At 52.8% G+C, this 13,390-nt stretch carries 14 protein-coding genes; 4 read left to right on the top strand and 10 right to left on the bottom strand.

The window, feature by feature from the left end; translation table 11 throughout:
- Position 1 precedes the first annotated feature (1 nt).
- Both dsbC and xerD read right to left on the bottom strand, forming a co-directional pair.
- Positions 2–715, bottom strand: coding sequence for a bifunctional protein-disulfide isomerase/oxidoreductase DsbC (dsbC, locus tag FDW92_RS15040; protein WP_042310869.1), 714 nt, complete (start codon positions 713–715; stop codon positions 2–4).
- Positions 716–738: 23 nt separating this feature from the next.
- Positions 739–1,635, bottom strand: a complete 897-nt coding sequence (gene xerD, locus FDW92_RS15045) for a site-specific tyrosine recombinase XerD (protein WP_042310871.1) — start codon at positions 1,633–1,635, stop codon at positions 739–741.
- 112 nt (positions 1,636–1,747) lie between these two features.
- Between xerD and fldB the strand changes: the two genes are divergently transcribed.
- Positions 1,748–2,269 carry a flavodoxin FldB gene (gene fldB / locus FDW92_RS15050; RefSeq protein ID WP_038633478.1) on the top strand — a complete coding sequence of 174 codons (522 nt, stop codon included), beginning with the start codon at positions 1,748–1,750 and terminating at the stop codon, positions 2,267–2,269.
- Positions 2,270–2,368: 99 nt separating this feature from the next.
- Here fldB and FDW92_RS15055 read toward each other — a convergent pair whose 3' ends face one another.
- Complete coding sequence (locus FDW92_RS15055; RefSeq protein ID WP_038633481.1) at positions 2,369–2,776, bottom strand: protein YgfX; 408 nt, start codon at positions 2,774–2,776, stop codon at positions 2,369–2,371.
- The gene (gene sdhE / locus FDW92_RS15060; RefSeq protein WP_016154349.1) at positions 2,757–3,023 is read right to left on the bottom strand and encodes an FAD assembly factor SdhE; all 267 of its coding nucleotides are present in this window, start codon (positions 3,021–3,023) and stop codon (positions 2,757–2,759) included. Before sdhE ends, FDW92_RS15055 begins: the two co-directional genes overlap by 20 nt.
- Positions 3,024–3,279: 256 nt before the next feature.
- On the opposite strand from sdhE, the gene ygfZ reads away from it, so the two are divergent.
- Positions 3,280–4,260 (top strand): tRNA-modifying protein YgfZ, encoded by a 981-nt coding sequence (gene ygfZ, locus FDW92_RS15065; RefSeq protein WP_042310874.1) that lies wholly within the window; start codon positions 3,280–3,282, stop codon positions 4,258–4,260.
- Positions 4,261–4,351: 91 nt separating this feature from the next.
- On the opposite strand, the gene FDW92_RS15070 is transcribed toward ygfZ, so the two are convergent.
- Together FDW92_RS15070 and yqfB are read right to left on the bottom strand one after the other, a co-directional pair.
- The gene (locus FDW92_RS15070) at positions 4,352–5,011 is read right to left on the bottom strand and encodes a hemolysin III family protein (protein WP_038633489.1); all 660 of its coding nucleotides are present in this window, start codon (positions 5,009–5,011) and stop codon (positions 4,352–4,354) included.
- Between the two features lie 163 nt (positions 5,012–5,174).
- Complete coding sequence (gene yqfB / locus FDW92_RS15075) at positions 5,175–5,486, bottom strand: N(4)-acetylcytidine aminohydrolase (protein ID WP_042310876.1); 312 nt, start codon at positions 5,484–5,486, stop codon at positions 5,175–5,177.
- 52 nt (positions 5,487–5,538) lie between these two features.
- On the opposite strand from yqfB, the gene FDW92_RS15080 reads away from it, so the two are divergent.
- Together FDW92_RS15080 and bglA are read left to right on the top strand one after the other, a co-directional pair.
- A complete protein-coding gene (locus FDW92_RS15080) occupies positions 5,539–6,267 on the top strand; it encodes a MurR/RpiR family transcriptional regulator (protein WP_042310878.1) in 729 nt (242 codons plus the stop codon).
- A gap of 120 nt (positions 6,268–6,387) precedes the next feature.
- A complete protein-coding gene (gene bglA, locus FDW92_RS15085) occupies positions 6,388–7,821 on the top strand; it encodes a 6-phospho-beta-glucosidase BglA (RefSeq protein ID WP_042310880.1) in 1,434 nt (477 codons plus the stop codon).
- Between the two features lie 93 nt (positions 7,822–7,914).
- On the opposite strand, the gene FDW92_RS15090 is transcribed toward bglA, so the two are convergent.
- The 4 genes from FDW92_RS15090 to gcvT all read right to left on the bottom strand — a co-directional run bounded on the left by FDW92_RS15090 (position 7,915) and on the right by gcvT (position 13,280).
- A complete protein-coding gene (locus tag FDW92_RS15090; RefSeq protein ID WP_042310882.1) occupies positions 7,915–8,658 on the bottom strand; it encodes an SDR family oxidoreductase in 744 nt (247 codons plus the stop codon).
- A 78-nt stretch (positions 8,659–8,736) separates the two neighbouring features.
- Complete coding sequence (gene gcvP / locus FDW92_RS15095; protein WP_042310885.1) at positions 8,737–11,610, bottom strand: aminomethyl-transferring glycine dehydrogenase; 2,874 nt, start codon at positions 11,608–11,610, stop codon at positions 8,737–8,739.
- 161 nt (positions 11,611–11,771) lie between these two features.
- The gene (gene gcvH, locus FDW92_RS15100) at positions 11,772–12,161 is read right to left on the bottom strand and encodes a glycine cleavage system protein GcvH (protein ID WP_006686886.1); all 390 of its coding nucleotides are present in this window, start codon (positions 12,159–12,161) and stop codon (positions 11,772–11,774) included.
- Positions 12,162–12,185: 24 nt separating this feature from the next.
- Positions 12,186–13,280: a glycine cleavage system aminomethyltransferase GcvT gene (gcvT, locus tag FDW92_RS15105; RefSeq protein WP_042310886.1), complete on the bottom strand. Its 1,095-nt coding sequence runs from the start codon at positions 13,278–13,280 to the stop codon at positions 12,186–12,188.
- Positions 13,281–13,390 lie beyond the last annotated feature (110 nt).

Here is a 13,390-nt window from a genome sequence, read left to right on the forward strand (position 1 = left end):
ATTATTTACCGCTGGTTTGTTTTGCATGTGCGTCGAGGAATTCTTTCATCTCTTTCGGGCCCTGATAGCCAGGCACGACATAGCCGTTGCTCAGCACAATCGCCGGCGTGCCGCTAACGCCAAACTGCACGCCAAGCGCATAGTGGTTAGCGATGTCCACATCACAGGTCGCTGGTTTCACGTCCTTGCCTGCCATCGCATCATCAAAGGCTTTGTTTTTATCTTTCGCACACCAGATCGACTTCATGTCCTGCTCAGCCTGGCTTTCCAGACCCTGACGTGGGAAGGCCAGATAACGAACGGTGATCCCCAACGCATTATAGTCTTTCATCTCTTCATGCAGCTTGTGGCAGTAGCCACAGGTGATATCGGTGAAAACGGTAATGACGTGTTTTTCCTGCGGCGCTTTGTAGACGATCATCTCTTTTTCCAGCGCGTTCAAATGCTTCATCAGCAGCTGGTTAGTGACATTCACCGGGCTTGCGCCGCTCACGTCATACATCGGTCCCTGAATAATATGTTTACCGTCTTCAGTTAAGTACAGCACGCCGCTATTGGTCAGTACGGTTTTCATGCCCGCCACCGGAGCAGACTGAATCTCTGTGCTCTGGACGCCCAGCTTTGCCAATGACTGGCGAATCGCCGCATCGTCTGCATGTACCATGCCGGAAAACGCCGTTGCCAGCAGAGTGAACATCATAAAACGTTTTTTCATAACCTATCCTATCCTGTCAGCACTCACGCTCGCGGGTGATGCTGTTGATGTAGTTGACGCAAGCGCTCCGTTGCGACATGAGTATAAATTTGTGTTGTCGAGAGGTCGCTATGCCCCAGTAGCATCTGCACCACGCGCAGGTCAGCGCCATGATTGAGCAAATGCGTGGCAAAAGCATGCCGCAGGACGTGCGGTGACAGTTTTTCGCTGTCGATTCCCGCCAACACAGCATAGTGTTTAATACGATGCCAAAAGGTCTGACGGGTCATCTGTTGCGCCCGCTGGCTGGGAAACAGCACATCAATCGATACGCCGTTGAGCAACCATGGGCGGCCATGTTCCAGATACGTTTCCAGCCAGTACACCGCCTCTTCACCCAACGGCACCAGGCGCTCTTTATTACCTTTACCGATCACCCGAACCACGCCCTGACGCAGGCTGACGTCACTCATCGTCAGTCCCACCAGCTCAGACACGCGTAGGCCCGTTGCATACAATACTTCCAGCATGGCTTTGTCGCGTAGCTCCAGCGGTTGCTCAATAAGCGGCGCCTGCAACAACCGCTCTACCTGCGCTTCACTGAGATCCTTGGGCAGACGCTGCGGAAGCTTCGGTGATGCTAGCGAGGCGCTGGGATCGTCTTCGCGAAATTTTTCGCGGTACAGATGCTGAAAAAAGCGCCGCGTGGCACTGAGCAAGCGAGCGGAACTGGTGGCTTTATATCCCCCATCCATCCGCTCGGCCAGCAATGCCTGCAGATCATCGCTCTGCGTCGTCGCCAGTGAAACGCCGCGATGATGCAGCCATTCGACCAGCATGGTCAGATCGCGACGATACGCACTTAATGTGTTTTCCGCCAGATTTCGTTCCAGCCACAGGGCATCAAGAAACTGCTCGATGCGCGCCAGATCCTGTTCCACTCGCGCCCCTTATTCACTCTCATTTTTGATGCATTATGCCTCATTGTGCCGGGATTGCGGCGATTCTGTTACACTACCCGCAACGCTACAGCAGAATTGAGATGTTTACGTCATGAACATGGGTCTTTTTTACGGTTCCAGTACCTGCTACACCGAAATGGCAGCAGAAAAAATCCGCGATATCCTGGGTCCCGAACTGGTGACACTGCACAACCTCAAAGATGATTCCCCGACCTTAATGGAGCAGTATGATGTGCTCATTTTGGGCATCCCGACCTGGGATTTCGGTGAAATTCAGGAGGATTGGGAAGCGGTCTGGGAGCAACTGGACGACCTCAACCTGGAAGGCAAAATTGTCGCGCTTTACGGGATGGGCGATCAGTTAGGATATGGCGAATGGTTCCTGGATGCGCTGGGTATGCTGCACGATAAACTGGTCACCAAAGGCGTCAAGTTTGTCGGTTACTGGCCAACCGAAGGCTATGAATTTACCAGCGATAAACCCGTCATTGCCGATGGACAGCTGTTTGTTGGTTTGGCGCTGGATGAAACGAACCAGTACGATCTCAGCGATGAACGCATCCAGAACTGGTGCGAGCAAATTCTTGGGGAAATGGCCGAACACTGGTCCTGATAACCGTGTTGCCGGATGGCGCAGTGAACGCCTTATCCGGCTTACCTCACGCATCAAACCTAAGCCTTAAAGCTGCACGCCATCAGACATACGGTGGCATTACCCCTGCTTCGCCTGTTGCAGCATTAACCGCCGTAAGTCTCGCCACTCAGCCTCATCCATACTGTCTGCCGCCAGCCACAAATGCTGACGTTTCCCGGTATCTGAACGCAAACGCAGCATCATGCCTGTTTTGACCATCCAGGGCGCGCTCACGATAGTCCACTCCTGCCCTTGCCAGCGCAGACGACCATCCATCAACAGCCTAATCTCGCCCTGACAGGCGTTAATTCTACGTTGGCTGCGTACGCTATCGAACACCACCAGAGAGAGCAAAACCATCCATAAGGGGGTGTAGCTCAAAGGCCAGGGCATCAATAAAATAAATACCGCGACCAGCCCATGAACAAGCAACGAAAGCCACTGCGCGCGCCACGAAACGCGTAAATCAGATTGCCACTGGACCACGTTCCCGATTCCGTGTCTGGATAAGTCGCACCATCTGCTCCAACTGAGCATCAGCTGGTTTCCCATGATTCATCAACCAGTTAAATAAATCTGGATCGTCACATTCTAGCAGACGGATAAAGATACGTTTTTCTTCGTCACTTAAGCTGTCATATTCATGTTCGAAAAACGGCATGATAGAGATGTCCAGCTCACGCATACCGCGGCGGCATGCCCAATGAATACGTGCTTTGTTATTAATATCCATGTTCTTCTTCCTGTCTCGCGAAAACGAAGTATCCGGCTATTGTAACGTGTTTTTCACACGCTTTTGCGGGAATATCAGCTAATGGAAGCACGTTCGCTAAATAAAACCGCATTAAGTCAAAGGATTCATCATTTTTGGATGTCACCTCGCAAAGCTTACTATATGGCACAAATAGCCTGTTTAAACCGCTTGCAATGGGCCATAGCTCTTTTACCATTAGTCATTATCACGGCGTTAAGCAAATCAGGACATTATTATGGCTTTTACATCTTTTCCTCCTCGCCAGCCTTTTGCGTCAACGCGTTTACCTCTGACGCTAATGACGCTCGATGACTGGGCGCTCGCCACCATTACCGGTGTCGACAGTGAGAAGTATATTCAGGGTCAGGTCACGGCTGATGTCAGCCAGATGACCGAGTATCAGCACGTGCTGGCAGCCCATTGTGATGCCAAAGGTAAAATGTGGAGCAATCTGCGCCTGTTCCGTAACAGTGACGGTTTTGCATGGCTTGAACGCCGCAGCTTGCGCGATGCGCAGCTTACAGAACTGAAGAAATATGCGGTCTTCTCGAAGGTAGTGATTGCGCCGGACGACGAGCATGTTCTGTTGGGCGTAGCGGGATTCCAGGCACGAGCGGCGCTGGCCAATCTCTTTAGCGAATTACCGAACAGCGATAAACAGGTTATTACCGAAGGTGCTTCCACAATACTGTGGTTCGAACACCCTGCCGAGCGTTTCCTGCTGATCGTTGATGTTGCAACAGCGGAAAGCCTGGTTGAGAAACTGCGCGGCGAAGCGGAGTTAAATAACAGTCAACAGTGGCTGGCGCTGGATATCGAAGCGGGTATTCCGGTCATTGATACAGCCAACAGCGGACAGTTTATTCCCCAGGCGACCAATATGCAGGCTCTGGGCGGGATCAGCTTCAAAAAAGGCTGCTATACCGGCCAGGAAATGGTGGCGCGCGCCAAATTCCGCGGCGCCAACAAACGCGCCATGTGGACTCTGGCAGGTACGGCCAGCCGGGTGCCGGAAGCAGGCGAAGACCTGGAACTGAAAATGGGTGAGAACTGGCGTCGTACCGGTACCGTACTTGCCGCAGTACAGCTCGCTGATGGCCAGATACTGGTGCAAGTCGTGATGAATAACGACATGGAAGCTGACAGCCTGTTCCGCGTTCGCGATGACGCAAAAACGCTGCATATTGTGCCGCTGCCGTATTCACTGGAAGAGTAAAAGATTAACGCCGGATGGCGCTACGCTTATCCGGCCTACAAGCACATTTTGTAGGCCAGATAAGGCGTTAGCCACCATCCGCAATCAAGGGTTACGCCTGTCCAACATACAAATAAATCGCCAGGAAGTGGCAAACGCTGCCGCCCAGTACAAAACCGTGCCAGATCGCGTGGTTATATGGAATGCGCTTACATACGTAGAAAATAACGCCCAGCGAATAGACCACACCACCAACGGCCAGCAACGTCACGCCTCCCGCCGCCAGTTTAACTGCCAATTGATACACCACAATCAGCGATAGCCAGCCCATTGTCAGGTAGGTCACCAGCGACAGAACCTTAAAGCGGTGCGCAATGGTCAGTTTGAATAAAATACCGAGCAGCGCCAGGCTCCAGATAACAATCATCAGCCCACGTGCCAGCGGCGAATCAAGCCCCACCAGCAGAAATGGCGTATAGGTCCCGGCAATCAGCAGATAAATCGCGCAGTGGTCGAATTTTTTCAGCCAGACTTTCGCTCTCTGATGGGGGATCGCGTGATACAAAGTTGAGGCGAGGAACAGCAGGATCATGCTGCCGCCGTACAGGCTATAACTGGTAATCGCCATAGCGCTGGCGTTGGTATCCACTGCCTGAACCAGCAACAACACCAGCCCGACAATCCCAAACACCAACCCGATACCGTGACTGATGCTGTTGGCTATTTCCTCTGCCAGCGAATATCCCTGCGCGATTAATGGTTTCTGAACCATAGCTTACTCCCGAGAAACGAACACTTTCGTTATTGCCCCTCTAGCGTAACTGAGAATGGTTCCAGTGAACACATGTTAGCTGTAATATTTATATTAAAATAAATAGTTCATAAAAATCATATAATTAATTTTACCTTTTCAGCTAACAAGCGTACACATTAAATCAAATACATTTAAAATCAATCACATAAAACTGCGTTTGATCTGGGTAAATCTCGGCGATCACGTGTTTCAGTTCTTCAAGCGACATGTTTTCCTGTTGGGCATGTTTTTCGGTCAGCGTATCCAGCGTGACGGTTGACGTGCCAACAACTTCAATCGTGCAGAAGTATCCCTCATCTTCAAAGCGCCCAACCCGTAGAATGTCACCGGTTTTGAAGTGTGATTCGGACTCGTCACGAATGGTGATGGTTTTGCGTCCGGCCAGTATGTCATCCTGGAAACGCTGAAAAAAAGTGATGTCATTTGGCTGCATGTTATTATTCCCTGTAGATGAAGTCTGATGAGTGAGTTTTGCTATTGTGAGTATGTTCTCCCACGCTGCCATCGCCAGTCTCAACAATCTTGAGATGCTGGTCTACAACTATGTCATCAAAAATCGTGACAAAGTCATGTACATGACCATTCGTGAACTGGCCGATGCCGTGGGTGTTTCCACTACCACCGTACTGCGCTTTTGCCGCAAGCTTAAGTGTGAAGGTTACTCAGAATTTCGCGTACGCTTCAAATTATATTTAGAGCAGAATGAACCGCAACAGGCTAATTTCAGCGCCAGCGAAATTATCAGCTTTTTTAAAAGCGTCAATAACGACGAATTCGATAAACTGCTCGATCAGGCTGTTGATATTATATTATCTTCCGAACGTATTATATTTGTTGGTGCAGGAACGTCAGGAGCGCTTGCGAAATACGGCGCGCGTTTTTTCTCCAACGTCGGCAAATTCAGTAATCATATTGACGACCCTTATTTTCCGGTAACCAATGACATGGCCAGAAACGCGCTGGCAATCGTGCTTTCCGTCTCCGGCGAAACAGAAGAGATCCTGCGTTTTGCCAGCCAGTTCAGCCTGCACAACTGTAAAGTGCTGTCTGTAACCAGCCATGAACACTCACGTCTGGCGAAACTCGCCGACTTTAATCTCTCCTGGCACGTTCCACAAACGCGCATTGCCGGGGTATACGATATTACCACGCAAATCCCTGTTATTTATATTCTGGAATCACTTGGCCGCAAGCTGGCGAAAAGAATAGCGTAAAAAAACAATCTGTTTTTTTGATGTAACAAATCACATTAACGTTATTTTGTTATATCGTGACATTTAGGTTTCCTTTGTTAGACTCAAAATCAGATTGTATTAATTTGAGACTGAGCGCAGATGAAAAAACTTACCTTAGCAAAAGATTTTTTATGGGGCGGCGCAGTTGCGGCGCACCAGGTCGAAGGCGGCTGGAACAAAGGTGGCAAAGGCCCCAGCATTTGCGACGTACTGACCGGTGGGGCACACGGCGTTCCACGAGAAATCACTCAGGAAGTCGTGCCCGGTAAATACTACCCCAACCACGAAGCCGTCGATTTTTACGGTCATTACAAAGAAGACATTAAACTGTTTGCCGAAATGGGCTTCAAATGTTTCCGTACCTCCATCGCATGGACCCGTATCTTCCCCAATGGGGACGAAACCCAGCCGGACGAAGAAGGTCTGAAGTTCTATGACGACATGTTCGATGAATTACTGAAATACAACATCGAACCGGTCATCACCCTTTCCCACTTCGAAATGCCGCTACATTTGGTTCAACAGTATGGGAGTTGGACCAATCGCAAAGTTGTTGATTTCTTTGTTCGATTTGCCGAAGTCGTCTTTGAGCGTTACAAACACAAAGTCAAATACTGGATGACCTTCAACGAGATCAATAACCAACGTAACTGGCGCGCACCGTTGTTTGGCTATTGCTGCTCCGGTGTGGTGTATACCGAGCATGAAAACCCGGAAGAGACCATGTACCAGGTGCTGCACCACCAGTTCGTGGCCAGCGCGCTCGCAGTGAAAGCCGCACGTCGCATCAATCCTGAAATGAAAGTGGGCTGCATGCTGGCAATGGTGCCGCTCTATCCGTTCTCCTGTAAGCCCGAAGATGTCATGTTCGCCCAGGAGTCAATGCGTGAACGCTACGTCTTTACTGACGTCCAGCTGCGCGGCTACTACCCAAGCTATGTGTTGAACGAGTGGGAACGTCGCGAATTTAACATCAGGATGGAAGACGGCGACGAGCAAATCCTGCGTGAAGGCACCTGCGACTATCTCGGATTTAGCTACTACATGACCAACGCGGTGAAAGCGGAAGGCGGTAGCGGTGATGCCATTTCCGGTTTTGAGGGTAGCGTGCCGAACCCGCACGTCAAAGCCTCCGACTGGGGCTGGCAGATTGACCCTGTTGGCCTGCGCTATGCTTTATGTGAGCTGTACGAGCGTTATCAGAAGCCGCTGTTTATCGTTGAAAACGGGTTTGGCGCCTACGATAAAGTGGAAGAAGACGGCAGCATCAATGATGACTACCGCATCGATTATCTGCGCGCCCACATCGAAGAGATGATGAAGGCGGTCACCTATGATGGCGTAGATCTGATGGGCTACACGCCGTGGGGCTGCATCGACTGTGTTTCGTTCACCACCGGTCAGTACAGCAAGCGCTACGGCTTCATCTACGTGAATAAGCACGATGACGGCACTGGCGATATGTCGCGTTCACGCAAGAAGAGTTTTGAGTGGTATAAAGCGGTGATCGCCAGTAACGGCGAGAATCTGTGATTTTTGCCGGATGGCGCTGCGCTTATCCGGCCTACGGGAACTTAACCTGTAGGCCGGATAAGGCGTTTACGCCGCCATCCGGCAATCAAAGCGCTATTTTCCACCCGCCAGCTCAATAAAACTTCCCGTCACATACGACGCCTTCTCGCTCAGCAACCAGACAATGGCCTGAGCGACCTCTTCCGGCTGCCCACCGCGCTGCATCGGCAGCATCGACTTCACGCGATCAACCCTTCCCGGTTCTCCACCCGACGCATGCATCTCAGTGTAGATCAGGCCAGGACGTACGCAGTTTACGCGGATCCCCTGCGCCGCCACCTCCAGCGCCAGACCGGTGGTGAGCGTGTCCACCGCACCTTTTGAAGCGGCGTAATCGACATATTCGAATGGCGCACCGAGCCGTGATGCCGCCGAAGAGACATTCACAATCGCCCCACCCTGACCGCCGTGCTTAAACGACATGCGCTTAACCGCTTCCCGACAGCACAGAAAATAGCCGGTAACATTGGTCGCCAGCACGCGGTTAATTCGCTCTGCAGTTAAGTTTTCCACTGTGGTCTGTTCAAATAAAATCCCGGCATTATTCACCAGCGCAGTCAGCGATTCCCCTTCACGGTCGATCGATTCAAACATCGCCAGCACCTGACTTTCATCACTGATATCCGCTCGCAAAGCAAATGCTTTACCGCCTGAAGCGATGATGTTATTCACCACCTCGGTGGCCGCACGAATATTGTGATGAAAATTAACCGCGACCGTGTAACCCTCCAGTGCCAGTTGCAGCGCGGTTGCTCGCCCGATACCGCGACTGCCGCCAGTAACAAGTGCGATTCCCATAGAGACCTCCAGATATGAAAAAGCCGGGAGGCGGCTTCGCCTTACCCGGCCTGGAAATTGTTTAACTACGCGGAAAAGTTACTGATATTCGCTCATCGGCACGCAGGAGCAGAACAGGTTACGGTCGCCGTAAACGTCATCAAGACGCTTCACGGTAGGCCAGTATTTGTTCGCCACGCCAGCCGGGAAGACTGCGATTTCGCGGCTATAACCGTGGTTCCACTCACTCACCAGCTCGTTCTGGGTGTGCGGCGAGTTTACCAACGGGTTATCTTCCAGTGACCACTCACCGGCTTTCACGCGCTCGATCTCAGCGCGGATTGCCAGCATCGCGTTAATAAAGCGATCCAGTTCCACTTTGCTTTCAGATTCGGTCGGTTCCACCATCAGCGTACCCGCTACCGGGAACGACATGGTTGGCGCATGGAAACCATAGTCGATCAGACGTTTGGCAATATCCAGTTCGCTGATGCCGGTCTCTTCTTTCAGTGGGCGAATGTCGAGAATACATTCATGCGCTACACGGCCATCGCGACCGGTATACAGCACCGGATAGGCATCTTTCAGACGGCTGGCAATGTAGTTAGCGTTAAGAATCGCGACCTGGCTTGCCTGCTTCAGACCTTCTGCGCCCATCATACGGATGTACATCCAGCTGATTGGCAGAATGGATGCGCTACCGAACGGTGCGGCAGACACCGCGCCCTGACGGGTCAGCATCCCTTCAATCTGAACGACGCTGTGGCCCGGTACGAACGGTGCCAGATGCGATTTAACGCCAATCGGTCCCATACCTGGGCCACCGCCGCCGTGCGGAATGCAGAAGGTTTTATGCAGGTTGAGGTGCGAAACGTCCGCGCCGATAAAGCCCGGCGTGGTGATTCCAACCTGGGCGTTCATGTTCGCGCCGTCGAGGTACACCTGGCCGCCGAACTGATGCACAACTTCACACACTTCGCGGATCGTTTCTTCATATACGCCGTGGGTGGACGGATAGGTCACCATGATGCAAGAAAGGTTCGCGGCATGTTGTTCTGCTTTTGCCCGCAGATCGTCCAGATCGATGTTGCCGTTCTTATCACAGGCGACTACCACCACCTGCATCCCCGCCATTTGTGCGGAAGCCGGGTTAGTACCGTGGGCTGACGCCGGGATCAGGCAGATATCGCGATGGCCTTCGTTACGGCTTTCGTGATAATGACGAATCGCCAGCAGGCCAGCGTATTCGCCTTGTGCTCCGGAGTTCGGCTGCATGCAGACTGCGTCATAGCCGGTCAGTTTTACCAGCCACTCGGAAAGCTGACCAATCATCTGGTGATACCCTTCCGCCTGCTCTGGCGGGCAGAACGGATGCAGTTCAGCGAATTCCGGCCAGGTGATAGGAATCATCTCGGCGGCGGCGTTCAGCTTCATGGTGCAGGAACCCAGCGGGATCATCGCCTGGTTCAGCGCCAGATCTTTACGCTCCAGCGAGTGCATGTAGCGCATCATCTCGGTTTCGCTGTGGTAGCGGTTAAACACCGGGTGGCTGAGGATCGCGTCATCACGCAGCATGCTGCTCTGAATGGAACGGCTGTCGAGCGCAACGTCTTTATCCAGCGTGTCGATGTTCAGGCCGTGGCTGTCGCCCAGCAGAACAGTGAACAACTGCACCACGTTTTCACGGGTGGTGGTTTCGTCGAGGGTAATACCTACCGCGTTATGAATATCGCTGCGCAGGTTGATCTCTGCCGCTTCCGCACGCGCCAGTACCGCAGCTTTATCAGCCACTTCAACACACAGCGTGTCGAAGTAGTGCGCATGACGCAGCTTTAAGCCTTTCTGTTGCACACCTGCCGCCAGAATATCGGTCAGGCGGTGGATACGATTAGCGATGCGCTTCAGACCGACCGGACCATGATAAACGGCATACAGGCTGGCGATGTTAGCCAGCAGTACCTGTGAGGTACAAATGTTGGAGTTCGCTTTCTCACGGCGGATATGCTGCTCGCGAGTCTGCATCGCCATGCGCAGTGCGGTATTGCCCGCCGCATCTTTTGATACGCCGATAATACGGCCTGGCATGGAGCGTTTGAATTCGTCTTTGGCGGCAAAGAATGCCGCGTGCGGGCCACCGTAACCCATTGGAACACCGAAGCGTTGCGCAGAGCCGAAAACGATATCCGCACCCTGTTTGCCAGGAGCCGTCAGCAGCACCAGCGCCATAAAGTCGGCAGCAACGCTGACCACAACTTTACGGGATTTCAGCTCAGCAATTAGTTTGCTGTAGTCGTGCACTTCACCAGTGGTACCAACCTGCTGCAACAGCACGCCGAACACATCCTGGTGATCCAGTGCTTTCGCTGCGTCATCCACAATGACGTCAAAACCAAAGGTTTCGGCGCGAGTACGCACGACGTCCAGCGTTTGCGGATGAACATCAGCCGCCACAAAGAAACGGTTGGCGTTTTTCAGTTTGCTGACGCGTTTGGCCATCGCCATGGCTTCTGCCGCCGCGGTGGCTTCATCCAGCAGAGAGGCGGAGGCCATGTCCAGCCCCGTCAGGTCCAGCGTGACCTGTTGGAAGTTCAGCAGCGCTTCCAGACGGCCCTGAGAGACTTCCGGCTGATACGGCGTATACGCGGTGTACCAACCCGGATTTTCCAGCATGTTACGCAGGATAACCGGTGGCAACTGCACGGCGGTGTAGCCCATGCCGATGTAGGACGTGAAGCGCTTGTTACGCCCGGCGATGGCTTTTAATTCGGCCAGCGCAGCGTATTCTGTCGCCGCCTCGCCTACCTGTGGCGGGGTTGCGAGCTGAATGTCTTTCGGCACAATCTGGCCGATCAGCGCGTTTAACGACTCGGCGCCAACCGCATTCAGCATCTCTTGCTGCTGCGCGGCGTCCGGTCCGATGTGGCGTTCAATGAAAGCGCCGCTGTTTTCAAGCTGGCTTAACGTCTGTGTCATGGGCGATGGTTCCTGAAACGTGCAGTGAATCGTGATTGTCTCTAACTCAATTGCCCGGTGGCGCTGCGCTTACCGGGCCTACGCGTGCGAAAACGAATACGCAAAATAATTCGCGTTGCAGTGAGTAGGCCGGATAAGCATTAGCGCCATCCGGCACAACATTATTCGTCTTCTAACAATGCTTCGTACGCAGTGGCATCCAGCAGCGATTCGATTTCGCTTTCATCGCTGGCTTTGATTTTGAAGATCCAGCCACCGGCATACGGTTCGCTGTTGACCAGTTCCGGGGAGTCGCTCAGCGCGTCGTTAACCGCAACAATCTCACCGCTTACCGGCGCATAAATATCAGAAGCTGCTTTTACGGATTCCGCAACGGCGCAGTCATCACCCGCGCTGACGGTGGCACCAACTTCTGGCAGGTCTACGAAAACCATGTCACCCAACAGCTCCTGAGCATGTTCGGTGATACCAACGGTGTAAGAGCCGTCAGCTTCTTTGCGCAGCCATTCGTGTTCTTTGCTGTATTTCAGTTCTGCAGGTACGTTGCTCATCAATCAATCTCCAAAAAGGATGAATCACGCGACGGCTTTGCCGTTACGCACAAAAACAGGTTTAGTGACTTTTACTGGCATTTCGCGGTTACGGATCTGCACGATCGCGGTCTCACCAATACCCGCGGGTACACGCGCCAGCGCGATGCTGTAACCCAGGGTTGGGGAGAATGTTCCGCTGGTGATAATGCCTTCATGTTGGTTACCGGAAGAGTCAGTGAAACGGACTGGCAGTTCATTACGCAGCACGCCCTTCTCGGTCATCACCAGTCCGACCAGCTGTTCGTGGCCTTTTTCACGCTGCATTTCCAGCGCTTCACGACCAATAAAGTCGCGGTCGGCAGGTTCCCACGCAATGGTCCAGCCCATGTTGGCTTCCAGTGGAGAAATCCCTTCGTCCATCTCCTGACCGTACAGGTTCATACCCGCTTCCAGGCGTAGCGTGTCACGCGCACCCAGACCGCAAGGTTTGACGCCTGCCTGTACCAGCGCACGCCAGAAATCAGCCGCTTTTTCATTCGGCATGGCAATTTCATAGCCTGCTTCGCCGGTATAACCGGTGGTTGCGATAAACAAATCACCCGCCTGAACGCCGAAGAACGGCTTCATACCTTCTACCGCATGGCGCTGTTCGTCAGTAAACAACGTTGCTGCTTTTTCCTGCGCGTTTGGCCCCTGCACCGCAATCAGCGACAGGTCGTCACGAACGGTGATGTCGATGGCGTAAGGTTCAGCGTGCTGGGTAATCCAGGAGAGGTCTTTTTCGCGGGTGGCGGAGTTTACAACGAGGCGGAAGAAATCTTCAGTGAAGTAATAGACAATCAGGTCATCTATCACGCCGCCCGATGCGTTAAGCATACCGGAGTAGAGGGCTTTACCCGTCTTCGTTAGCTTCGCGACGTCGTTTGCCAGCAGATAACGCAAGAACTCCCGGGTGCGGCTGCCGCGCAGGTCGACGATGGTCATATGCGACACATCAAACATACCGGCATCGGTGCGAACAGCATGGTGTTCATCGAGCTGAGAACCGTAATGCAGTGGCATCATCCAGCCATGGAAATCTACCATGCGCGCGCCACATAGCGTGTGTTGTTCGTACAAAGGAGTCTGTTGAGCCATCTTTTCCTCGTTGAATAAGCGGGGCTACCAACTCTTTCGCGGTGAAATTTTCGCCACGAAACCCAGCACCGCAGCCGCTCCAGGGGCTACGACGCAAACGTTCTCTTTGT

Origin of the sequence: Citrobacter sp. wls706, from assembly GCF_005281305.1 — a bacterium.
In the GTDB taxonomy this organism is placed as follows: Bacteria; Pseudomonadota; Gammaproteobacteria; order Enterobacterales; family Enterobacteriaceae; genus Citrobacter; species Citrobacter werkmanii.